Here is a 23,221-nt window from a genome sequence, read left to right as displayed (position 1 = left end):
CGGATTTGTCCTAAGAAGCCTGCACGGCCTGGCAGTTACTTTGTCTGTCCGGCGGCCGCCAGGATCAGGTCGGCAACCTCTTTCGAATGTGAAACCAGAGAGAGATGCCCCGCCTCCAGCTCGACGGTCGTGGCGTTCATCCGCTTGGCCAGGAAGCGTTCGAAATCCGGATTGATGGTCTCGTCCTGCTTGGACACGGCATACCATGACGGCTTGCTGTGCCAGGCGGCCTCAGTGGTTCGCTGCCCGAACAGGGATGCCGCAGCGGGCTGCTGCTCGGCGTAAAGCACCTCGGCTTCCGCCTTCGGCACGCCATTGGCGAAATATTTCAGGAAATGGTCTTCGGCAATGGTGGTGAACCCGTCGTGCTCCTTGACACCGGCGCGCACCGGCCCGACCGGAAATTTGCCGGACAGCGCGACGAAATCTTCACCGGCATCGGGCGCGCGCGCGGCCACATAGACCAGCGCGGAGACCTTGGGATCGTTGCCGACATCGCTGATGACGGTGCCGCCCCAGGAATGCGCGACCAGCACGGTGGGTCCATCCTGCTGCGCCAGCACCCGGCGCGTCGCCGCGTCGGAGTCGGCGATCGACGTCAGCGGATTTTGCACGGCGGTCACCTTGAGCCCGGCCGCCTGCAGGCGCGCGATCACCTTGGACCAGCTCGATCCATCGGCCCAGGCGCCATGCACCAGCACCACATTGTGCGCTTTCACCGGCGCCCCGGTTTCGGCATTCGCAGCCAGTCCGCCGAGCGGCAGGCTCAGCAGTCCGGCCGTCATTGCAAGAGCCATATGTAATTTGGTCATCACTCTATCTCCATCTCCGATGTTGGATTTAATCTCACTCGAACCGGGCGGCCGAGTGCGTTTAGTCCTGCGAGACCGCACGGAAGCGTTAGGCTTCGATGGTGATACGCGTCGACCATGATGCGTGTTACGCACGGCGACGCTGCGGGCACATTAAATAGGAGTTTAGAATTGGGAGGCTGCGGACAAACGCCTTCATCCGCCGACCGTCGATGACCACGTTGTCGGGAATCTAAATTCGATTTTAATCTTGGACGAAAATACAAAGGCCGCTCCAATGAGCAGCCTTCTCTTCGCGATCCGGATACTCGGCCAGGACGAGCCGCCACGATCCGTTATGGCACATGCCCGCCGTCGGACTCGTCCTCAAAGCGCAGATGCTTCACGCTCTGGCCACGGCTGCGCACATGCTTCAGCGCCTCGATCCCGATCCGGATATGCATCTCCACGAAGTTGGCCGTCACCAACCGGTCCGACGCCTCGGTCTTCACGCCTTCGGGGACCATCGGCTGGTCGGAGACCAGCAGCAGCGCTCCGGTCGGAATATGGTTGGCGAACCCCGCGGCAAAGATGGTCGCGGTCTCCATGTCGATCGCCATGCTGCGGGTGCCGCGCAGCCGCTCCTTGAACGCCTCGTCATGCTCCCAGACCCGGCGGTTGGTGGTGTAGACGGTGCCGGTCCAGTAATCCCGCCCGGCGTCGCGGATCGAGGATGAGACCGCGCGCTGCAACTGGAAGGCCGGCAGCGCCGGCACCTCCGGCGGCAGGTATTCGTTCGAGGTCCCCTCGCCGCGGATGGCTGCGATCGGCAGGATCAGGTCGCCGATATGGTTCTTGCGCTTGAGGCCGCCGCACTTGCCGAGAAACAGCGCAGCTTTCGGTGCGATGGCGCTGAGCAGGTCCATCACGGTGGCGGCATTCGGGCTGCCCATACCGAAATTGATCAGGGTGATACCGTCAGCGGTGACATTGGGCATCGGACGGTCCGCCCCCTTGACGGGCACGCCATGGTGGTCCGCGAACCATTCGACGTAGTTGTCGAAATTGGTCAGGAGAACGTGGTCTCCGAAGTCGGCCAGCGGCGTCCCGGTGTAGCGCGGCAGCCAGTTCTCAACGATATCCTTTTTCTCTCTCATCATCCCATCCAGGCGGTTCGGACGGCCAGAAGCCATCCCAGCCCGGTATATAAGCATGAAAGAAGGCCACCGCGAGCAGGAGTTGGAGCCGCGATTCCGGCCCCTGAATTGGCCTTAGAAAGCAAACGCCGCGCTGTTGGCGCGGCTTTTCGATGTCCGATAATTCAACAGTCGGCTACCGATTGTCTCGCGCCGGATCCCGGCGGGTGCCGCGCGCCACCCCTTCGCCGCCGAACGACGACCAGAAGTTGGTCTCGGCCGCGAGGAAGTCCTTGTTCTTGACGTAGAAGTCCTGCCACTTGTCGCTCGGATTCAAGTTCTTCCAGGCCTTGTCGATGACGGTCGGAGCGACCTTCTGCATCACTTCTTTCCAGAGCTCCGCCGACTTGGCATCCGGCTTTTGCTTTTTCAGTTTCTCGAGCGCGTCGCGAAGCGGCTCCTGCAGCTTCCAGCGCCAGCGGTAGTGCTCGTAGACGTCGAGAACGTGGGCCGCATACGCTTCCGCCACCTCGCGGTTGCCCCGGATGATCAGCAGGTTTTCGTCATTATTGTAGGACGCGCGGAAGCCGAGGTTATGACTGCCGGTCACCACCACGCTGTTGTCGGTAAACGGATCGATCACCAGGATCTTGTCGTGGATGACGGCATGACCCACCTTGTAGATCTCTGCCTCCCATTTCGCGAACGACGCGAAAATTCCGGCCACCGACGCGACCGAGGCTTTTGAGCGAAGCTGCGGCGGATTGTCGACGGCGCGCACGGTCGCGTCCGACGTTGCCGAGCGGTGATAGAGATCGACCCGGAACACGCTCGCCGGATCCGGCGACGTCGCGGCGCCGCGCAGGTAGAACAGCTTGCCGCCCTTGGTTTTGGCGTCGTAGACCTCTTTCAGTTTCGACACGATGCTCGGATTGCCGGGAATGAAGGCCAGGAACAGCGCCCCCTGCTTGGCGTTCTCGATCAGACCGAACACCTCGGTCAGGTCGGCAGGTGTGGGCGGCTTGACGCCCGGCTTCTTGCTCCTTGGCACGCTCTTCTGCACCGTGTTCGGCGAGAACCAGACCCGGACGGTTCCGCCTGGCTTGTCGGCGCTGTCCTCGAGATCCTGATCCGGCTTTTCTTTCTTGTTCGCCGCGCGAAACCCCTTGTCCTGCAGCTTTGAGCGATCCTTCTTCGCTTTGACGGTGTCGGCCTGCAGGATCTTCCAATAGGCAAGATACTGTTTCGCGAGCTCCGGCGATTCGATCACGATGGCGTTGTTGCTCTGCGCGCACAGCCCGGTCGGCGTCCAGTTGGTGCTGCCCGACAGCACCGCCTGCGGCCCCTTTTTGTTGGCATAGACCACGAACTTGTTGTGGCCGATATGCCCTTTGATGAGCATGCGATCCTTGATGTCCAGCTTGAGCTTGTGGAGCTTCTTGCGGGCCTCCACATTGGTGCTGTCGCCATCCTTGCTGCCGTCCTCGGTGTCATCACCCGCATTCGACAGCACGATGTGGACTTTCTTTTTCAGCGAGGCCAGGTGATCGACCAGATCCTGGTCGGACAATTCATACAGGGCGCAATAGCACGTGCCCCCCGGCTCGCTCTTGGCGCGCTCGAGCAGGGACAGGACGCCGGTTTCGAGGTCGCCGACCAGTCGTTTCCGCAGCGGGCTGTCAGGCTTCGCGATCTCGGTCTTGAGAAACTCCGTGCTGGGCTTGCCGCCCTTGCCTTTGGGCAGGCTGTGCGCGATCGCCTGTGTCGAGATGATGCCGCGATTGAAATACACCGAACAATCGCCGTGATGGCTGTCGACCGTGACACTGTTGGTCCGCATGGTACGGCCGGCATCCGGCTTCAAGCTACCGGGTTTGCCCAGCATCGGCACGATTTCGTACCAGTAGGTCCCGCCCCGCTTCGCAAACAGATCCTTCCAGGAATATTTCTGCACCGGCCAGATGTCGGTGGTTTCGAACGTTTTTCCCGCCGCCTTGTTGACGCCGGCCGCCTTGGCCGGGGTCGACGAAAAGCCGACCATGGCCGGCACCGGCTGCCTCGAGCCGGTCTTCGCATCATGCCGGATCACACTGAAGCCGAGACAATCCGGGATTTTCTCGGCCACGTTCCAGTGCAGATAAACCATGTCGTTGTTGGAAATTGCGACGGCGCTCATGATGATGCTCCCCCAGCCCTGAATTGAAGGCTGTCCCAAGTGAAAAAAATCCGTCATCAAAAACTGGTGGCCCAGACTTGCGAGCCCTGAAATGCGCGACTCAACCATAATCGCTTGATGCGCCGGGAAATGTGACGGACCTCACAGTTTAGGAAAATACGGGGAATGCGACCGGCCGGAGCGGTCGTTTCGACCACACCATTTCGCGACTGCTGGCGACCGATTCCGCGACGAGACGCCCCTTCGCGGCCGGACTTGCTTTTATCTGACATGCGACTAATATGTCAGATGGAATTGCACTAATTTAGGATCGCACGGAGGCCTCCATGGAACTCGCAGCTACCCCCATGACCGACCGGCAACGCAGCTACCGGGCGAATTATCGCCAGCGCGTGGCCGGCTGGTACAATGGCTGGCTTCATGTGGTGCTGATCTACACCATCGGCTTCACCGCGTTGTACGTCTACATCGCCAACATTCGCGCCGTTCGCTGGTGGGAGTGGCTGACGGTGCCGGCCATCTTTCTGATCGCCAACTTCTTCGAATGGGCCGTGCACCGTTACGTCATGCATCGCCCGTCCAACATCGCGCTGCTGCGCGCGATCTACAGCCGCCATACCCTGATGCATCACCAGTTCTTCACCGAGCAGGAGATGCGCTTCGCCGATCACCATGACTGGCGCGTGACGTTCTTCCCGCCCTATGCGCTTGTCGTTTTCACCTTCATGTCGATCCCCGCCGCCATCGTCGCCGGCCTGCTGATTTCGCCCAACGTGGGCTGGCTGCTGATCTCGACCACCACCTCGATGTACCTGATCTACGAGTTCATGCACTTTTGCTGCCATGTCGAGGAGAACTGGTTCGTCCGCACCATGCCGTTCGTCAACACCATCCGCCGGCACCACACCGCGCACCACCACCAGTCGATCATGATGGAGCGCAACATGAACCTCACTTTCCCGGTGATGGACTATCTGTTCGCTACCTCGGACCTCAATCGGGGCCTGCTCGGTCATGTCTTCAATGGCACCAGCACACGCCATGTCAAAACCGACATGCGCCGGACCGCCAGGACTCCGCGCCTGTCGGCGACATCAGTCTCAGCCCCGGCGGAATAAGCCGCCGCCCCCTGCGCTGTCCGGGAGATGCCCATGAGCCAGATCGAACCGAACATCCAGGCGCTGGGCTGGTTTTCCCTGCTCTGGGGCATCTGCTGCCTCGGTTTCTTTCAACTGGCCGGAATGTATCCGCTTGCTCGCCGGACCGACCGGGGGCCGATTTCGACACTCCTGGTGCTGACGAACACCGTGCTCTGGCTTGCGCTATCAACCGCGACGCTGCATTTTGCCGCCGGCGCGCTGCGCTGGACCACCATTATCATCATGGCCGGCCTGCTGTTCCTGTTCATGCCCGAGCTGTTCCAGGCGCTGCCGCGACGCCTCCGCGACGGACGGCAAGGACTGGCCCTCTCCGCCTGTACGTTTGCCCTTGCGCTGCTGCTGCTTGCGAGCAATGTCGTTGGCGGGATTGCACCGCTGATCTGATCCGGACCAGGAGAGACTGCCATGCCCCCTCACATCAAAGCGCTGCTGTCGGTGGCCTGCCTCGCCACGGCCGCGGCCGGCTATGCCTTCATGATCCATCTCGGTCAGAGCGGCCCCAGCTACGCCGTCGCCTTTCTCGGCGTGTTCGCCACCGCCGCGATGTGGGTGTTTCCCGAAGTCGTCAAAAAAGACGTCAAGCCGACCGCGCCGCCGAAGTAGTCCGTGACAGCGCTGGAGGAATTTCATGAAACACTATGCGGGTGACCGGACGATCGACGGGATTGTCGTCACGGTCGACGGCCAGCCGCTGTCCGCTGCCTGCGATCAATTGCGGCTGACCGACTTTGGATTCGAGTGGAGCTATGAGGGCCCGGAGCCGGCGCAACTGGCATTCGCCCTGTTGTACGACCATCTGGCCGACGCCGAAGCCGCCAGGAGCCTGCACAAGACATTCATGGAGCGCGTCGTTGCCAATTTCGACAATGAGTGGGAGCTGACCTCGGCCGATCTCGCCGCTGCCGTCGAAGTTCTCCGCGGCAAGACCCAGCCGGCCTGATCGGTCACAATGTGGAGCGGGCGAAGCTCTCGATGTAGCTCATCAGCGCGTCGGATGCGGCCCCCGCCTGCTTGATATCCTGGACGGCAACCGCTTCGGCGACTTCGGCGTGCAGCCGTGCGGCCAGCGGCAGGTCGGCGGCCTGCTTGTAGTGCTGATACCAGAAGCGGCGCGACAGGCCATGCATCACCCCCATCGCGCGCATGGCGAACTCGTTGCGCGAGGAAGTGGCGATCAGCAGGTTGAACTGCTGGTCGAGCCGCATGAACGCCAGATCGTCTTCCTTGTCCGCCGCAAGGCGCATGCCGCGCGCGATTTCGGCAAACTCCTGGCGCTCGTCCGGTGTGGCTCGTTTGGCCGCACCCCGCGCCATCAACCGCTCCAGCTCGCGGCGAACCTCGAGCAGCCGCAGCTGCGCACTGAGATCGATGTCGGAGACCAGCACGCCGCGGCGCGGCAGGATGTTCACCAGGCCATCGCGCGACAACCGCTGCAACGCCTCGCGGATCGGCGTGCGCCCGGTCGCAAGCCGCTTGGCCAGCACGATCTCCGACAGCACAGCGCCGGGCGGCAATTGCAGGGTGACGATCAGCTCTTCCAGCAAGGCATAGGCCTTGTCGGTCATTGTGGCGTCCCCTGGCGCGGTTACCGGCCGGGTGGCCTTGCGGCTCATCGCGGCCTGCACCGCCGCTGACGCACGCTTGGGAGTTGCGGCCTTGCCCGGCGCTCGCGGTGCCGCCGCACGCTTTCGTCTGTCGACCATGAAACCTTCGATTCGATCGCCAATCAGTTGTCGGCAACAGATATCTCACACCCGTTCCAGTGCGGGCAACAGCGATCGTTGCACGGCATTGTTACACAAACGATAAGGGACGGCGAAAAGCCGTCCCTTCGTCACAGCCGGATGGTGAAGGCTAGTGCGAAATGCTTTCCAGCGTCCGTCCCTGCGTTTCCTCGCCAAGGATGAGGACGGCAAGTGCGGCCAGGACGAACGCTCCCGCACCCAGCGCGAACACGCCGGCCTGCCCCGCCGTCGGCAGGATGATGCCGATGACATAAGGACCGATCAGCGAGCCGACGCGCCCGATCGCGGAGGCGAATCCGGTCCCGGTGGCGCGTATCCGTGTCGGATAAAGCTCCGGCGTGTAAGCGTAGAGCGCCGACCACATCCCGAACAGGAAGAACTGCATGCACAGGCTGGCGACGATCAACTGGGTCTGGCCGGTGGCCGAGCCGTAGGCATAGCAGGCTACAGCCCCCGCAAGCAGGTTGAGGGCCAGCGTTCCCTTGCGCCCCCAGGCTTCCACCAGCCAGGCCGAGCACAGGAACCCCGGGATGCCTGCCAGCGAAATCAGGATGGTGTAGAACACCGACTTGGTCACCGGAAATCCCTTGGCCTGCAGCAGCGCGCCCAGCCACGTGGTCAACCCGTAAAAGCCGAGCAGCGCAAAGAACCACAGCGACCACAGCATCGCGGTGCGCCGGGCATAGATCCCGGAGAAAAGCGACGCAATTCCGCCGCCTTCCGACGCCGTACCGAAGGCCTGCTGTGGTTGTGGTGGCGGCAGCGGCTTGCCGTCGAGACGCTCTGAAACCTTGCGCTCGATCTCGCGGATGGTCGCTTCAGCGCGGTCGGAATGGCCACGGGAGGCGAGCCAGCGCGGCGATTCCGGCACATAGCGCCTGATCACCAGCACAAACAGCGCCGGAATGGCCTGCAGGATGAACACCCAATGCCAGTCCGCGACCGAAAGCACGACGTAACTCAGCAGGCCGGACACAATGAACCCCAGCGGCCAGAAGCCTTCCAGCAGCGCGATGTAGCGGCCGCGATTGGCTGCCGGCATGATTTCCGACACCATCGATTGGGCAACCGGAAACTCCATGCCCATTCCGAATCCCAGCAGGAGTCGCGACGCGCCGAGCATGGTGACAGTCGTCGACAAACCACAGAACAGACTGCCGAGACCCCAGAAGATCATGCTGACCTGAAACACGCGGGACCTGCCGAACCGGTCCGCCAGCACGCCGGCAGACGCTGCGCCGAGAAACATGCCGAGGAAACTCATGCTCGACAGCAATCCCGCTTCCGCCGTCGACAACTGGAAGGTCTGCCGGATCGAACCGAGCACGAAAGTGAGCGCTGCCAGATCCATGCTGTCGAACAACCATGCGGTGGCGATGATCCCGAAAATGCCGCGCTGATAGGACGTCAGCGGCAACCGTTCGAGCCGTGCCGCGATCTCGGCGACCTGGGCGGTCTGCGCGCGGCGCTGCGCCAATGACGTATCGGCGGCCAATCCACGGGCCGCATCAATGGTGGTCATGTCCGGAGTCCTCCCTTTGCAACCGGCGCCGGTTCGAGCCGGCGCTCCTGCTTGTCATCATGCGATCAGGACTTCATCAACTGATACGTTAGTAATATGTCAGTTGTCTGTCAATCGACGACGGGCTCTGGCGTTCGCCCAAAGTCAAAAGGCCGCCCAAAGGGCGGCCTTTTGCAGCGCGGCGATCCAATGCTGCCGACGCAGCATCTCCTGATCAGTTCAGGTTCAAATTCCAGACGGTCTTGCCTTCCGATCCATCGGTGCTCATGGCGACATCCTGAGTCCAGGACGCGACATAACTCCAGTCGGAATCCATCTGCCAGGCGAGCGTGTCGAAACTGGTCGCGACATTGCGGATGCGGCGGACGTAGAAATCGACATTGTCCTTGACCCACATGTCGTCGCCGTGAATGCGCAGCTGGATCTTGAGATGCCCGTTCATGCCATTGGAAAACTCATAACCCCAGCCGGGATACGGCATCGGACTCTGGCCGATTCCGGGCGGCAACGATGGGGTCTGGTCATTGCGACGCGGCAGCTTGGTCGCTCCGATATAATCATAGGCGCGGATCGCCCCACGCTCGAGGTCGTCCTCGGTCGGATAGTCGAGCTTGAAACCCGGAAGCTGCCCGCCGTCACGCAGAATGTGCGCGGTGACCAGGCTATCGGTACCGGCATTCGACGTGTCCTTGGTCTGTACGACAAATCTGATGGCTCCAATCCACATTTTGCTTCTCCAAAAATCGCATCAATAAAATTAAAATGTGCGACGGTTCTCTCAATGGCCTGGATTGCCGACCCCACCATCATAATTTCGGGGAGCGAATTCGAACGTGATGTGCATCACAGTGGCCCGCAATAAGAGCTAGACTAGCCCCCATGAAAAAGGCCGGCGATCGTACGGGATCGCCGGCCTCAACTGTATGAAAGCGTGCGGAAATCAGCCACCGGTTTCGGCGCTGATGACGTCGCCGAACATCTCCCACCTGCCGTTCCTGAAACGCATCATCTGCAACTGCTCGATCGGTGCGAAGTCGGTGGCGCTGGTGTTGATCCGGACGCCGGGGATCAGCGTGTCGGCGACGAAGTCCTTCAGGCTGGCGGCCTGTTTCATGACGTTCGCCCGCGTCAGGTCGTCGCCGGATTGCCGCAGCACATGGGCCATGGTCTGGGCCGCGGCATAGCCATATGCGATGTTGAGGTCGGAGCGATTGGCGCCCGGCATGTACTTGTCGAGGAACGCCTCGAGCTTTTTCATGCCAGCATCGTTCGCCCACTGCGGGTCGGAGGGATCCTTGAGATAGGTGGCGGACAGCACGCCCTCGGAATTCTCCAGCCCGGCCGGCTTCATCACCGCGCCGATGGACACGCTGACGTCGGTGAGCAGATGCACCGGCTTCCAGTCGAGTTCGGCGACCTTCTTGATGGCTTGGGCCGCGAACTTCGGCGTCGCGATATCGATCAGGACATCGGCGCCGGTCGCCTTCAGCTTGACGATGTGGCTATCGATGGTCGGCTCGGAGATCTCATAACTCTCTTCAGCGACGATCAGCTTCGCCGCGCTGTCACCGAAGATATCCTTGATACCGGCCAGATAGTCCTTGCCGAAGTCGTCGTTCTGATAGAACACCGCGATCCTGGCATCCGGCTTCGCCTTCAGAATGTATTTGGCGAAAATCCGCGCTTCGGAGCGATAGCTCGGCTGGAATCCCATGGTCCAGGGAAACTGCTTGGCGTCGTCCCATTTGCTGGCGCCGGTGGCGACGAACAGCTGCGGGACCTTCTTGGCCTGGTGATATTTCTGGATCGCGTTGTTCGGCGGCGTCCCCAATGCGTTGAAGATCAGCAGCACCTCGTCGCTCTCGATCAGCTTGCGCGCCTGCTCGACAGTCTTCGGCGGGCTGTAAGCGTCGTCGTAGGAGATGAAGTTGATCTTGCGGCCGTTGATGCCGCCCTGGTCGTTGACCATCTTGAAGTAGGCATCCTCGGTTTTGCCGATGATGCCGTAGGCGGAGGCCGGACCGCTGTAGGCCTCGATGTTGCCGATCTTGATCTCGGTGTCGGTGGCGCCGGGATCGTATCTTTTCTGCGCCAGCGCACCCTGCGCCGTGACCAGCGTGCCCAGTGCCAGAATGGTGGATGCAGCAATCAATCGTCCAATCGTCATCGGCAGTCCCCTTTGAGAATGAATTTCGACAATCGTCATGGATGGCTTCGCGGGGCCCTCAGCATCAGGAGGCCGCCTTTGCCCGGTCGACCGCCCCCGGCGTGCCGAATTTGTCCCGCAGCGTCGGCTTGTGCACCTTGCCGGTCGCATTGCGCGGCAAGGCCTCGACAAAATGGATCAGGTGGGGACATTTGAAGCGCGCCAGGTTGGTGCGGCAGTGCGCATGAATGTCGGATACGCTGATCGCCTGGCCGGCCTTCACAGCCACGATCGCAACGCCGACCTCGCCCCAGCGTTCGTCGGCGATGCCGATCACTGCCGCCTCGCCGATCGCGGGCATCTGATAGAGCACGTTCTCGACCTCGGCCGGATAGACGTTTTCGCCGCCGGAAATGTACATGTCCTTCCAGCGATCGACGATATAATAGAAGCCTTCGTCGTCGACGCGGGTGGCGTCGCCGGTGTGCAGCCAGCCGTCGGTGAACGAAGCCGCGTTGGCGTCGGGCCGGTTCCAGTAACCGGGGGTGATGTTCGGTCCCCTCACCCACAGCTCGCCGAGCTCACCGATCTCGGCATCAGTGCCGTCGGGGCGTACAATCCGAACTTCGGTGTGCAGCACCGGCTTGCCGGCGGAGCCGGCCTTGCGCGCGGCATCCTCGCGATCGAGCGCCAGCACCGCGGGGCTGGTTTCGGTCATGCCGTAGCCCTGCTGCAGCGCGACGCCGCGTCCTTCCCAGATCTTCAGCAGCGGCACCGGCATCGCGGCGCCACCGACGCCGCCGATGACCAGCCGGCTGAAATCGGCCTCCGCGAACGCCGGATGCTGCGCCATGAACTGGTAGATCGCCGGCACGCCGAAAAAGACGTTGATCCCCCACGCCGGATCGCTGATCAGCTTCAGCGCCTGTCCGGGATCGAACGCGCGCATGATCAGCACGGTGCCGCCCGCATGCAGCACCGGATTGGTGTAGCAATTGAGCCCGCCGGTGTGGAACAGCGGCAGCACCGTCAACAGCACCGACGACGGCGTAATGTAGGCCGGACCGCCGAGATTGATGCAATTCCACAGCGTCATGCCGTGGGTGATGATGGCGCCCTTCGGCTGGCCGGTGGTGCCGGAGGTGTACATGATCGTCGACATGTCATCGAGGGTCGCGACCTCGGGTGTCGCCAGCCGCTCCGTGCCGGCGATCGCCGCCTCATAGGATTGCCCCGGGCCGAGCAGCAGCGTCGATGGCGTGTTGCACAGCTTCGCCACCGCAAGCGCCGTCTCGGCGAGATCGCCGTCGTGGATCAGAACGCGTGGCGCCGCGTCGCCGACAATGAACTGCAACTCGGGCACCGTGAGACGGGTGTTCAGCGGCACGAAGATCGCGCCCAGCCGCCCGCAGGCGAACTGCAGCTCGAGGGTATCGGTGGTGTTGAGGGCGAGAATGGCGACCCGGTCGCCACGTGCGACGGCGAGCCGGTCGCGCAGAAACCGGGCGAGCCGCGCGATGCGATCGTCGAAGGTGGCGTAAGACCAGCGCCGTTCGCTGGCGAGATCGATGACGGCGATCTTCGCCGGTGTACGACGAGCATAGTGAGCGATCCAGTCGTAATACCGAACCGGCATGCGTCCTCTCCTCCCAGCGATCTCCCGGCGCTCTTGTGCCGCCTCTGCGTCAGACTGAAGAGCGGCAGGCCGAAGACTTCGCTCGCCTTGTTTTCACGCAGTTTTTTGACGTCAGTTGAGACGTCGCCTCACCCAACTGTCTTGCGTTAAGTCGCTATCGACAGTGTGCTCCCTGCACGGTGAATGGCCCTGTTCAAATTAAGGTCACTTCAGCCGAATCCAGGCCGGCGCATGGTCGCTCGCATTCTCCTCCCCTCGCAGTTCCCGGTCGACGCCGGCACGCCTGAGCCTGTCGACAAGGTCCGGCGACAGCAGCAAATGATCCAGTCGCAGCCCCGCATCGCGGGCCCAGCGGTTGCGTTTGTAGTCCCAGAAGGTGAACATCGGCCGATCCGGATGCAGGGTGCGCAGCGCGTCGGTCCAGCCCTGCGCGATCAGCTTGGCGAAGGCGGCGCGGCTTTTGGGCTGGATCAGGGCGTCCTTGTCCCAGGACTTGGTGGGATAAATATCCAGCGGCGTCGGCGCCACATTGTAGTCGCCCGCGAGCACCACCGGCACCCGCTCGCGCAGCAGTCCGCGAGCATGACGCTGCAGTCGCGCCAGCCATTTCAGTTTGTAATCGAACTTCGGCCCCGGCTGCGGATTGCCATTGGGCGCATAGAGCGATGTCACCACGATGCCTTTGACCGCGGCCTCGATGTAGCGGCTCTGATCGTCGGCGAGGTCGCCGGGCAGCCTGTCGCGGATCAGGATCGGTTCGGCCTTGCGCGCCAGGATTGCGACGCCGTTCCAGGTCCGCTGTCCCCGCCACACCGCACCGTAGCCGGCGCGCGCCAGTGCATCGGCCGGAAAAGCGTCGTGGTCGCATTTCAGTTCCTGCAGGCTGACCACGTCGGGTTTCGCCGCCTGCAGCCACGCCAGCAGGTTCGGCAGTCTGCGAACCACATTGTTGATGTTGAAAGTGGCGATCTTCACCGGGCGCGGCTCCATCCGCTCACAAGCCGGCGCGGCGTCTTCTCACTGCAGATCGCGCAGCACGCGAAATCCGTTGGCATAATAGCGAACGTCGATATCGTAACGGAAGCGCGCCGACGACGTCGCCGCCGTGAACTTGTTGACGAACGAGCCGCCGCGCAGGACGCGCTGGCCGCATTGCCCGGTGGTCCAGGCGGCACCGTCCTTGGGCGCCTTGCCGAAATTGTCGTTCCAGCAATCTTCCACCCACTCGTAGGCATTCCCAGACGTGTCGTAGAGGCCAAACCCGTTCGGCCGGAACGATCCGACCGGCGTCGTCTTGCGGATCGGCAGGTCGCCGCACCCATCACAATTCGCGTTGGACTTTCCGACATCCTTGCCCCACCAGAATTTCGAGGTGGTCCCGGCCCGGGCGGCGTATTCCCATTCCGCCTCGCTCGGCAGGCGATACTTCCGCCCGGTCTTCCGGCTCAGCCACGCTGCGAAGGCCTTGGCGTCTTCCCAACTCACGTCGATCACTGGCTGGTTGCCGCGGCCCCAGCCGTGATCGTCGGGCCGATACTTGCAGCCGCCTCCAGCGACGCAGGCATCCCATTCGGCGAACGTGGTTTCACGTCGGGCAATGGCGAACGGGTTGCCGATGGTGACCTTGTGCGGCGGGGCTTCAAACGGAGAGTCGCGGCTGCCCATTTCAAAATCGCCCGATGGGACCACCACCATTTCCGGACAGTCCGGGCAATCGTTGAACGTCTCGCCCGGCTCAGGCGCTGTAGCCGACTGGGCCTGGATCAGGATCACGCCATTGCGTTGCGCTGGTGCACCGGCAGTCAAATCGATGCTGTCCGGAACAGGCGCTCGGACATCAAGCCTCGGACCGAGCAGCGGAGCAGCCACTCCGCTGGTCGCGAACAACACTGCAACAAGAACCAAAGCCCTGATCATTTCATTCCTATCGACGTGACTCTCATCCCGATCGAGGCACTATGTATGCCGCCAGCGATCGTGGGTGGAAATCAAAAAGTCGCATGCATTGAAGGGAGATGAGGAATCCGCAAATAGGTTCAAATTCCTTTGAGGTAATTTAATACCCTCAACAATCAACCGTTTGTATGATTAGAGCCTGCGCCATGACGCCGATATCCGTCGATTGACCGGGACTATCAATCATCGGTGACGTCCCCAGTCGACAACGTATTCATTCGCATAAATCCAGTGTATCATTTTCATACCTGCGAGGGACCAGGTCCTTAAAGTATTTGGGCGATTGGCTTTAGCCGCGCGCCACTATTCTTATGGAGGAGCTCTTGTTCTCAAACGCAGTGGCCGCGAGTTCGGTCTCGCTCCTGATTCTTGTCGGATCGCTCGGGAGCGCCAATGCACAAAATGCCCAAGGAGGCCCCTCGCCGTCGCCCGCGGGAGCCACAGTCTATTTCATCGATCTCAAGGACGGCCAGACCGTTCCGACCAAGTTCACGGTGCATTTCGGTCTCAGGGGCATGGGCGTCGCGCCGGCGGGCTCCGATAAGGAAAATTCCGGGCATCATCATCTGCTGATCGACACCGATCCGCCGCCGATGGACCAACCCATCCCCAACGACTTCAATCATCTGCACTATGGCGCCGGCCAGACCGAGGCTGAAGTGACGCTTCCGCCCGGCGATCACACACTGCAACTCCTGCTGGGCGACAAGGGGCACATTCCGAATTCGCCCCCGGTGATCTCCGAGCGCATCCGCGTTCGTGTCGTCGACGGTGCAACAGCGCCGGCGGCTGCGCAGGCCCCCGCTGGGGCGCGGGGCGGTCGCCATACATCGCCGCCGGGTGCGAAAGTCTATTTCGTGTATCCCACTGACGGCGCTTATGTGACGCCAAATCCAGTCATCCGCTTCGGCCTGATCGGAATGGGCGTCGCACCGGCTGGCTTCGAGAAGGTCAACACCGGCCATCACCACCTGCTGGTCGACGCGGAGTTGCCGCCCTTCGATCAACCGATCCCGAACGACTTCAACCATCTGCATTTTGGGGCTGGCCAGACCGAAGCCAAGGTGACGCTGACACCGGGCCGGCACAAATTGCAGTTGCTGCTCGCGGACGAGAACCACATCGCCCACGAACCGCCGATCTATTCGGCACCGATCGAAGTGACGGTGACGGCAAGCGGCAAGAAACCAAAGCCAGCCAAGAAGAAGAGGAGATTTCGCTGGAAGTACCGTTACGATTGAGCCGCATGCAATCCGGAGCATCCGGAGACTAGCATGAGCAAGCGTTCGTCGGCCTGGATTGCCGTGCTGTGTGCCGTGCTGACGCTCGGCGCCATTGGTGATGTGCGCGCTGAGCGGCGGATCGCGCTCGTGATCGGCAATGCCCACTACGGCAATCCGAGCCTTGCACTGTCCAATCCCAAGAACGATGCCGAGGACGTCGCCGCCGCGCTGCGCGGTGTCGGCTTCGAAGTGTTGCAGGCGACCGACGCCAACAAACGCGACATGGATCTGGCGATGGCGAAGTTCGCCCGCCAGGCGACGGATTCCGATGCCGCGCTGTTTTTCTACGCAGGTCACGCGTTGCAGTACCAGGGACGCAACTATCTGATTCCGACTGACGCCGAGGTCGAGGACGAGATCAGCCTGCGTTATCAGCTGATGCCGATCGACGACGTCCGCGCGGCGCTCGACCGCGCCACCGGCGTCAAGGTCATGATCCTGGATGCCTGCCGGAACAATCCCATTGTCGAATCGATCCGCCGCCGCGCCAGCGGCGAAACCCGCAATTTCGGCGGCGGCAGTCGCGGGCTGGCCCGGATCGACAAGACCCAGGGCATGGTGATCGCCTATTCCACCGCAGCGGACGAAGTCGCTGCCGACGGACGCGGCCGCAACAGCCCGTTCACCCGCGCGTTCCTGAAGCGCATCAAGGAACCGGGGCTGGAGATCGAACAACTGTTTCGGCGCGTCGCCGCCGACGTCAACTCCGAGACCGGTGGACGGCAGCGGCCCGAAACCTATGTGTCGCTGCTGAGCGACTACTATCTGAATCAGACCGACCGGATCGCCTTTGATGACGTCAAGGAGGCCGCGGACCCGGCGGCACTGCGCGACTTCATCACCAAATTTCCATCGTCGAGCTTCGTCACCGATGCGCGCTACCGGATCCAGCGCATCGAGCTGCAGGCGCAGGAGCGGCAGCTGCAGCAGGCCCGACAACAGGACGCCGCACGCATCCTGGAGGAGCAGCGCAGACAGGACGAGGCGCGCGCGAAAGCCGCCGAATCCGAACGTGCGCGCGCCGAACGCGAGGCCGCGCAACGCCTGCAGGACGAGCAGCGGCGCAATCAAACCGCCCGGCTCGATCCCCCGGCCCTCGCCCCGGATCCGCCTCGGCCAAATGCCCGACAGCAGGTTGCCGCGGTCGAACGACAGGACCTGAAAGCTCCGGAAACAAGACCGGAAGCCAGGATCGACCCGGTCGTCACACCGCCTTTGCCGCCTCCGGTCTCGTCGACGCAGTCGTGCGAGCAGGACAATGCCCGGCTGACCCGTCTGCGCAGCAATCCAACACTGAATGAGATCACCCAGTTCGAGCGTGAACTCGGATGCGAGCGGCTGCGTCCTCAGGTTGTCAGGTTGCGGGAAAGCCTCGGACCCGCCGCCCTGCCTTCGGCTGCATCAGCCAGCGCCGAACCAATCCGGCCCCCGCCACCACCCGCCGCTGTTCAGCCCCGCCCCGAGCCGCCAAAGCCGCCGGAGCAACAGGCCAACCTCAACAGCCTGCCTGCTGCGCAGCCCGTTCCACCCGCGATAGCGGTCGACCAGGGGCCGGCCTGCAAGCAGGACGAGGCCCGCCTTGCCAAGCTCCGCGCCAATCCGTCGCTGGCCGATGTCATCACCTTCGAACGTGAGCTGCGCTGTGATCGGTTGCGTCGGCAAATCGCACGGCTGCGCGAAAGCCTTGGGCCGGCGGATCAGGCCACCGCCACCGGCGACAGTTCGTCCCGCCAGGTCGACATCAAACAACCGGCCTCACCTGCCCTGTCGCCGGAGCAATCGTGCGAACGCGATCGGGCGACACTGGCGCGCCTGCGCAGCAGCTCATCGCGCGACGACGTCGTCCGCTTCGAGCGCGAACTCGCCTGCGAACACTTGCGGCCCCAGGTTTTGCGGCTGCGCGAGAGCCTTGCCAACTCGCGGTAGAGCGGCACGAATCGGCTCGAGCAGCGGCTGGGGATCTACCGCGCACCGAATGTCCTCACTTACTGGATCGAATACTGCTTGACGTCGAACGACCAGCTGTTCTGCAGCAGCTTTCCGCTGTCCGAATCCGGAATCCGCAGCTCGCTGGTCCAGGTCGCCAAATAGGTGACGGCGTCCGCCTGTGTCTGCAGCTTTTTCGGCAAGTCGGGCAAGTCCAGAATCTGCACCCGCCGCTCGCTCAGGATGGCAACAACGGTGGCGGTGCCGGTTGGTGGCGTGATGACATACTCGAACCCCTGCTGTTTGGCTGCGGCAGTGGGTACCTGCAGTTCATCCCCGGCCTTGACGAAATTGATATCCTTGCCGGCGGACCGCGCCAGCAATTCAGGGCTCGGGAAAATTTGCGACATCTTGCCGTCGGCATCGACGTCCAACAACAAGAGATAGCCGGCTTTTTTCGTCGATACGCGGAACGACACCTTGGTCCCGATATCAACGGACTTTTCCGGCATCATCCGCAGCGTCACGCTCGCCGGATTTGCATTCTGGGCCCAAGCGACTGCACTTGCCGTCACAGCCAGGCAGAATGAAACAACGCCAACCGGCCGGAACAAGCGCATCACAGCCTCATCGACAAAGCTTAGGGAACGGTGAAAAATCCGATCGATCCAATGCGGGCATCCGGCGGCGCATAGCGCTCCAGGCTCTTGATCACCTGGCCGGGAGCACGGCGGCGATTCAACTGCAGCAACACCTTTTCCAGGTCGACCATTCGCTGCTGCGACGTCACGGCGACGATCTGTTCCGCACCAAACGGTTCGCGCACACGCAGCGGCAGCTTCAGGTTGGCGGACTGCGCCGGTGTCGCGTCGGAGCCGATCGGATACAGCATCTGGATGGTGCCGTCGCCGGATACATTGAACAGCACCACGGCCCGCGACGCCACGTCGGACAGATCGATCTCGACGGTCTGGTCGTTGCGGTGCTGCCGGTCGTCCGGAGAGACTCGCATCAGCTGCGGCGATTGCGTCGCCATGCGCTTGAGTTCGCGAATTGCCGCGGTCCGGTCCACCACCGTCGACAAATCAGCGACATCGACTCCGTAAGCGATCACATCACCCCAGGCGATGACATCGCGCGATGTCGGATCCCAGATCAGGTCGGGATTGTCGGTGGGCTGCACCGCTTCGATCGCGGTGTCGCGCGATTTCAGATTGGGGAAATAACTGGTTTTTCCGTCGAGCGCCGCCAGCCGGATCGGGGTGCTGATCCGCGGCGATGCAGTGGCGCTGCTGGTGGCTGGCGAAGGCGTCGCCGGCGCAGTGGCGGTGGTCGGCGCTCCCGTGGCCGGAACGTTCGCCGGCACCACGCTCTTGCCGCTGTCGGTCGACGGATTGGCACCCTGGATCAACACCACCCCGCGTGTCAGCCCGAAAGCCACGTCGGTCTCCGGCGACAGGTTCGGCGACGACATCGTCACCACATTCTGGCGCTGGTCGGAGAGCTGGTAGACCACCTGGCGAACGTTGGCGAACAGTTCCTTGAGCGTCACCTTGCCGTCACGGTTGGCGTCCGCGCTTCCCTCCATCGCACGGGCAACGGCGTAGCTCAGCGCGCCGCGCAGGCCCTCGACACCGGGGATGCGAACCTCCGGCGCCTTTGTGCTGCGATCGACCGCCGCCAGAAAGGCGGTGTGGTCGAAGTCCAGCTCCGACCGGGGATCGCTTTTGTCGCCGACCGGCTTCAGCGTATCGACCAGCAGCGTGTACTTCGGAACCTGGCGGAAACTCATCTCACTGGCGCGCGGATCGATGTCCCGCGCCATGCCGCCGCCGTGGCAGGTATCGGCGACAAAGATCACCTTTGCCCCGCGCAATTCGAACTGCTTGATGAAATGGTTGAATTCGCCACCGAGAACGCGCTGCTGCGATCCGGTTGCAGTCGGCTCGAAACCGGGCAGCAGGAACACATTCTCCATGCCGTCAGGTTCCGATCCCTTGATGCGCTCCGGCTCCTGGGTGCCGTGTCCGGCGATCGACAGGAAGATCAGGTCGTTGGGCTTGGTCCGCTCGACCAGCGCGCTGATCTCCCGCACCACCGTCGCGCGGTCGGCCTTGGCATCGATCAGCGAGATCACGTCGCGAACGCCCAGTTCCTTCAGCGTCGATGTCAGGTCGCGGGCATCCGCCACCGCCCCCTTCAGCTTGCGAACATACTGATAGTCGTCGACCCCGACCACGAAGGCCCGCACCTCGCCGCCGGCGGGATTGTTGATGGTGAATTCGCTGGCGGCCAGCGCGCCACGCGGACCCAGAGCGGCAAGACCCGAAACCGCAACCAGCGCGGCAATTCGAAACACCTTCCCCAGCGTGGGCATGGCCGACCACCTCAACAAGTTGCGTTGCTCGACGCATTCAAACCATCGTCGCTCGATACCCATCAGTCTCACCCATGCCTTTGCAGGTTCACCGTTTTTGACTGCCCTGCTTCTTGGCGCGCCCGGTCGGCCCGGTATCTTGATAGGCATTGGTCGAAACCACCATCTGGTCATCGGCAAATGCCTTGAAGCGGACCGGTGCGTAGCCCCGCGCCAGCAATCCGGCGAGCGGATAGACATTGCGGCACACGCGCCCATTGCATCCGCCGGTCGACGCTTCCATCACCTCGGCCTTGCGGTCCGGCGTGAAGCGCAGGAACAGCATGACATGGGAACCCGGCTTGTTCAGCGCGTCTCCCGGTTTCAGGTCCCATGGATTCTCGACCGGCTTGGCGATCGCCGGGATCGCCGCCGTGGTGTAGTGAACCGACAATCCCCAGGTCGCGCTGACGAAGGCCGAGCAGTCGACGCCGGCGACATCGGTTCGCGGATTGTTGCGGGTGCAGACGTTGCCGGCCATGGTTCCGGCATCGATCCGCTGCCGGAAGTTGGCCAGCGAACCGTGACAGCCCCAGCAATAAGGCACGCCGCGCACCTCCTGATTGACCTTGCCCTGCAAATACCAGGGACGCCGAATCCGGCTGAAACCGCTGCAGGCGCTGTCCGGATCGGCGCCGTAATTCGCAGGCGTCAGTTTCCACTGGATACCCTCGAAAGCGAAAGCGGTCTCGATCGCCTGCTGGCGGTTCGAGGGCCGCACCGCCGCAACCGCGCTGAATTTTCCGCTCGGCGTGGCCGACGGCGTCTTCGTTGCGATCTTCTTGGGGCGAATATCGATGATCGAGGCACTGCGCAGCGGACGGAAACCGACCCCCACCACGTCGACGCCGTCGTCCTTGGTCCGCAGGAAATAAACGTCGCCGTCACCAGAGATGGTGACGAAGCGCCGCGTCAGCGGCGTGTTCTCCAGCGGCAGTTCGTAGACACCCTCGAGCTTGCCGTTGGCCGCATATCGCGCAACGAAGGTGATGGCGCCTTTCGTCGACTTGGAAATATCCTCACCCAGCACGTAGAACCGGTCGCTGTTGTCGATCTCGAGAAACTCCACCGTCCCAAGCTGGTTGCGTACTTTCAGCTCGAGCTGGGCGATCGTCTCATCGGTGGTCATGGTGCGCACTTCGACACGGACGCTGTTGTCGCCCTTGTCGGGGAGAACGTCGGCGGTCACCGATCCCTTGCCACGGGATGACACGTACTGGCGATCGGGCTGCCGGGTGGTCTTGACGATGGCGGCGCGGGTGCCCTGATCGAGTAATTCGGCGGCGCTGCTCGGCGGCTGCGATCCCATTTGCGAGAACGCCGACGTGGCGAACGGATCTCCCACGTCGCGCGTCGTGACTTCCTCGAGCTGAATAGTCTTGCCGCCAATGCTGCGGGTCGAGGTGTCGCCGGCCGCCTTCAGCGTCCGGACCGAACCGTCCCAGACCATGATGCTGTCGTTGCGGACGATCAGGTCGGTCGGCTGGACGTCGGCGGGCATGCTCAGGACATCAGGCTCGTTGGTCGGCTGCTTGGGATCGAATTGCAGGATCCGTCCGTTGATCTGGTCAAGCAGGAACAGGCTGCCCTGGCCGTCGGAGGTCAACGCCTGGGGGCCTGCGAGTTCAACGTCTTCACTGGCATCGACAATGCCGACCGTGTTCGCTGTCGTTCCGCTGGAGAACGTCCGGACCACGACGTCGTCGGCGAGTGCCGGGCTTGTAACAATGCCGGCACATCCAAGCAGAAGCGTCCAGGCCAACCAATTTTGACGAAGCATGTTCGCCTCAATGATATCCGAACCAATTTTGGTGTCGGATCGACTAATCCATGCAGCGCGAAGGCGCGGCACCTGATTAGTGGCGAGGTATCTCGCTAAAGTTCAATAGTATCACCGGGACCGGCGATATTCTAAACCCCAGAGCCTTGCGGTGCAAAAACCATGGCGAAAAATCGATTTGAACAGGTCAACGAGGTCCAGCCCGACGCGATCACGCTGGTCCTCAAGCGCGCGAGCGACGGGGAAACCGGGTCGGTGGTGTTCCCAGCCACTGCCAGCGGTGGCCGGCTGAGCACGGACCAGATCACCTCCCCGCTTCCGGCCCAGGACGCCTATCGCGGCGCCATTCGTCTGGCCAATCAGATGAAGACCGCCATCGTAGTGTTCGATCCCGATGGCGTGTGGAAACCGGACTGGGGCGATCTCTATCATCCGGTAGATTGATCTGGTCGCTGCGTCCGCTTAGGACCATCGCGCTGCGGCACGGAAGGAAGCGCCATGAAGACATTGAAATATCGCCATTTTATCGTCACGGCAGCAACCTTGCTGGCAGCCACGGCGCCGGCCTGCGCCAACGATTCCAGCGCTGAACTCTCGATCGGCGGCCTGCAGTTCGTTCAGACCAAAGACGTTGCGATGGAGAGCGAGGATCTGCGCATCTCCCTCGATCGTGTGAGCGTCCGTTACCTGTTCGCCAATACCTCCGGCAAGCCCGTCACGCTGACGGTGGCCTTCCCGCTGCCCGACATCGATCTTACCGACGCGGACAGCCTGGTGTTGCCGAGCAACGATCGAACCAACTTTGTCGGCTTTGAAACCAAAGTCGACGGCAGTCCGGTCCAGTTCACCATGGATCAGCGGGCGATGGTCGGCGACAAGGACTTCACCACTCTGCTCAACCAGCTCAAGCTGTCGCTGCTGCCCGTCGGAGACCTCGAAATTCCGCTCGACAACCTGCCGGCCGCCGCCCGCAGCCAACTGCTGGCCGAGAAGCTGGTGTTGCCGAACGGAAATCTCGACCAAAAAGGTCACGAGCAATACGCGGCCGCCTGGACCACCAAGACGTCCGCCGTCCGCCAGCAAACCTTTCCGGCGGATCGCAAGACCGTGGTCGAGCACCAGTACCATCCAAGCGTCGGCTCCGCGCCCGACACCATCCTGCGCGCCCCGCTCCGCGGCAGCCAAGGCTTGGCTTCGGAGATCAAACGCTATCGCAAGGACTACTGCATTTCCGATGCCTTCCTGGCCGAGCTCGACAAGCGCGCCGGAACCGGCGAAGGCAATGTCGCGATGCTGCAGGAACGGCGCATCAGCTACGTGCTGAAGACCGGCGCCAACTGGGCCGGCCCGATCAAGTCTTTCAAATTGACCATCGATGCAGGCGGCGGCGATCGCCTGATCAGCTTCTGTGCCGGCCCGCTGAAAGCTGCCTCTCCGGCGGCCACTGAATTCACGGCCGCCGATTTCAAACCCGATCGCGACCTGAATATCCTGATCATCGGCAAATTCTGACGATCGGCATCGTGGCTCGTGCGATCCTGCCGGATA

21 protein-coding genes are annotated in these 23,221 nt (G+C 62.4%); 8 read left to right on the top strand and 13 right to left on the bottom strand.

What is annotated here, in order from left to right; translation table 11 throughout:
• Nucleotides 1–35: 35 nt before the first annotated feature.
• From RS897_RS30745 to RS897_RS30735, 3 genes are all read right to left on the bottom strand, one after another.
• Nucleotides 36–812: an alpha/beta hydrolase gene (locus tag RS897_RS30745; RefSeq protein WP_315832453.1), complete on the bottom strand. Its 777-nt coding sequence runs from the start codon at nucleotides 810–812 to the stop codon at nucleotides 36–38.
• A gap of 335 nt (nucleotides 813–1,147) precedes the next feature.
• Nucleotides 1,148–1,948, bottom strand: a complete 801-nt coding sequence (locus RS897_RS30740; protein ID WP_315832452.1) for an AMP nucleosidase — start codon at nucleotides 1,946–1,948, stop codon at nucleotides 1,148–1,150.
• Nucleotides 1,949–2,123: 175 nt separating this feature from the next.
• A complete protein-coding gene (locus tag RS897_RS30735) occupies nucleotides 2,124–4,103 on the bottom strand; it encodes a phospholipase D-like domain-containing protein (RefSeq protein ID WP_315832451.1) in 1,980 nt (659 codons plus the stop codon).
• A 326-nt stretch (nucleotides 4,104–4,429) separates the two neighbouring features.
• On the opposite strand from RS897_RS30735, the gene RS897_RS30730 reads away from it, so the two are divergent.
• The 4 genes from RS897_RS30730 to RS897_RS30715 are packed head-to-tail and all read left to right on the top strand — an operon-like array spanning nucleotide 4,430 to nucleotide 6,203.
• Nucleotides 4,430–5,221, top strand: a complete 792-nt coding sequence (locus tag RS897_RS30730) for a sterol desaturase family protein (RefSeq protein WP_315832450.1) — start codon at nucleotides 4,430–4,432, stop codon at nucleotides 5,219–5,221.
• Nucleotides 5,222–5,254: 33 nt separating this feature from the next.
• Entirely contained in the window at nucleotides 5,255–5,647 is a 393-nt protein-coding gene (locus tag RS897_RS30725) for a hypothetical protein (protein WP_315832449.1), read from the top strand.
• Nucleotides 5,648–5,668: 21 nt separating this feature from the next.
• Nucleotides 5,669–5,866: a hypothetical protein gene (locus RS897_RS30720; RefSeq protein WP_315832448.1), complete on the top strand. Its 198-nt coding sequence runs from the start codon at nucleotides 5,669–5,671 to the stop codon at nucleotides 5,864–5,866.
• Between the two features lie 25 nt (nucleotides 5,867–5,891).
• A complete protein-coding gene (locus RS897_RS30715) occupies nucleotides 5,892–6,203 on the top strand; it encodes a DUF6166 domain-containing protein (protein WP_315832447.1) in 312 nt (103 codons plus the stop codon).
• A gap of 4 nt (nucleotides 6,204–6,207) precedes the next feature.
• Here RS897_RS30715 and RS897_RS30710 read toward each other — a convergent pair whose 3' ends face one another.
• From RS897_RS30710 to RS897_RS30680, 7 genes are all read right to left on the bottom strand, one after another.
• Nucleotides 6,208–6,966, bottom strand: coding sequence for a GntR family transcriptional regulator (locus RS897_RS30710; protein WP_407654351.1), 759 nt, complete (start codon nucleotides 6,964–6,966; stop codon nucleotides 6,208–6,210).
• A gap of 151 nt (nucleotides 6,967–7,117) precedes the next feature.
• The gene (locus tag RS897_RS30705) at nucleotides 7,118–8,530 is read right to left on the bottom strand and encodes an MFS transporter (protein ID WP_315832446.1); all 1,413 of its coding nucleotides are present in this window, start codon (nucleotides 8,528–8,530) and stop codon (nucleotides 7,118–7,120) included.
• Between the two features lie 214 nt (nucleotides 8,531–8,744).
• A complete protein-coding gene (locus tag RS897_RS30700) occupies nucleotides 8,745–9,257 on the bottom strand; it encodes a hypothetical protein (RefSeq protein WP_315832445.1) in 513 nt (170 codons plus the stop codon).
• 213 nt (nucleotides 9,258–9,470) lie between these two features.
• A complete protein-coding gene (locus RS897_RS30695; RefSeq protein WP_315832444.1) occupies nucleotides 9,471–10,697 on the bottom strand; it encodes an ABC transporter substrate-binding protein in 1,227 nt (408 codons plus the stop codon).
• 64 nt (nucleotides 10,698–10,761) lie between these two features.
• Complete coding sequence (locus RS897_RS30690) at nucleotides 10,762–12,312, bottom strand: acyl-CoA synthetase (protein WP_315832443.1); 1,551 nt, start codon at nucleotides 12,310–12,312, stop codon at nucleotides 10,762–10,764.
• Between the two features lie 204 nt (nucleotides 12,313–12,516).
• Nucleotides 12,517–13,287 (bottom strand): exodeoxyribonuclease III, encoded by a 771-nt coding sequence (locus RS897_RS30685; protein ID WP_315832442.1) that lies wholly within the window; start codon nucleotides 13,285–13,287, stop codon nucleotides 12,517–12,519.
• Nucleotides 13,288–13,329: 42 nt separating this feature from the next.
• The gene (locus RS897_RS30680; RefSeq protein WP_315832441.1) at nucleotides 13,330–14,118 is read right to left on the bottom strand and encodes a formylglycine-generating enzyme family protein; all 789 of its coding nucleotides are present in this window, start codon (nucleotides 14,116–14,118) and stop codon (nucleotides 13,330–13,332) included.
• A 473-nt stretch (nucleotides 14,119–14,591) separates the two neighbouring features.
• On the opposite strand from RS897_RS30680, the gene RS897_RS30675 reads away from it, so the two are divergent.
• The gene (locus RS897_RS30675; RefSeq protein ID WP_315832440.1) at nucleotides 14,592–15,509 is read left to right on the top strand and encodes a DUF4399 domain-containing protein; all 918 of its coding nucleotides are present in this window, start codon (nucleotides 14,592–14,594) and stop codon (nucleotides 15,507–15,509) included.
• A 33-nt stretch (nucleotides 15,510–15,542) separates the two neighbouring features.
• Nucleotides 15,543–17,477 carry a caspase family protein gene (locus tag RS897_RS30670; protein WP_315832439.1) on the top strand — a complete coding sequence of 645 codons (1,935 nt, stop codon included), beginning with the start codon at nucleotides 15,543–15,545 and terminating at the stop codon, nucleotides 17,475–17,477.
• Between the two features lie 59 nt (nucleotides 17,478–17,536).
• Here RS897_RS30670 and RS897_RS30665 read toward each other — a convergent pair whose 3' ends face one another.
• From RS897_RS30665 to RS897_RS30655, 3 genes are all read right to left on the bottom strand, one after another.
• Nucleotides 17,537–18,097, bottom strand: coding sequence for a DUF4384 domain-containing protein (locus tag RS897_RS30665; protein ID WP_315832438.1), 561 nt, complete (start codon nucleotides 18,095–18,097; stop codon nucleotides 17,537–17,539).
• 20 nt (nucleotides 18,098–18,117) lie between these two features.
• The gene (locus tag RS897_RS30660) at nucleotides 18,118–19,854 is read right to left on the bottom strand and encodes a caspase family protein (RefSeq protein ID WP_315832437.1); all 1,737 of its coding nucleotides are present in this window, start codon (nucleotides 19,852–19,854) and stop codon (nucleotides 18,118–18,120) included.
• A gap of 88 nt (nucleotides 19,855–19,942) precedes the next feature.
• A complete protein-coding gene (locus RS897_RS30655; RefSeq protein ID WP_315832436.1) occupies nucleotides 19,943–21,673 on the bottom strand; it encodes a hypothetical protein in 1,731 nt (576 codons plus the stop codon).
• Between the two features lie 162 nt (nucleotides 21,674–21,835).
• On the opposite strand from RS897_RS30655, the gene RS897_RS30650 reads away from it, so the two are divergent.
• Together RS897_RS30650 and RS897_RS30645 are read left to right on the top strand one after the other, a co-directional pair.
• The gene (locus RS897_RS30650; RefSeq protein WP_315832435.1) at nucleotides 21,836–22,117 is read left to right on the top strand and encodes a hypothetical protein; all 282 of its coding nucleotides are present in this window, start codon (nucleotides 21,836–21,838) and stop codon (nucleotides 22,115–22,117) included.
• Between the two features lie 54 nt (nucleotides 22,118–22,171).
• Nucleotides 22,172–23,185: a DUF4424 domain-containing protein gene (locus RS897_RS30645; RefSeq protein ID WP_315832434.1), complete on the top strand. Its 1,014-nt coding sequence runs from the start codon at nucleotides 22,172–22,174 to the stop codon at nucleotides 23,183–23,185.
• Nucleotides 23,186–23,221: the final 36 nt, after the last annotated feature.

This window comes from Bradyrhizobium prioriisuperbiae (assembly GCF_032397745.1).
Taxonomy (GTDB): Bacteria; Pseudomonadota; Alphaproteobacteria; order Rhizobiales; family Xanthobacteraceae; genus Bradyrhizobium_A; species Bradyrhizobium_A prioriisuperbiae.
Note: the sequence above shows the minus strand (reverse complement) of the source record. Positions and strands in the feature narration are given on the sequence as shown.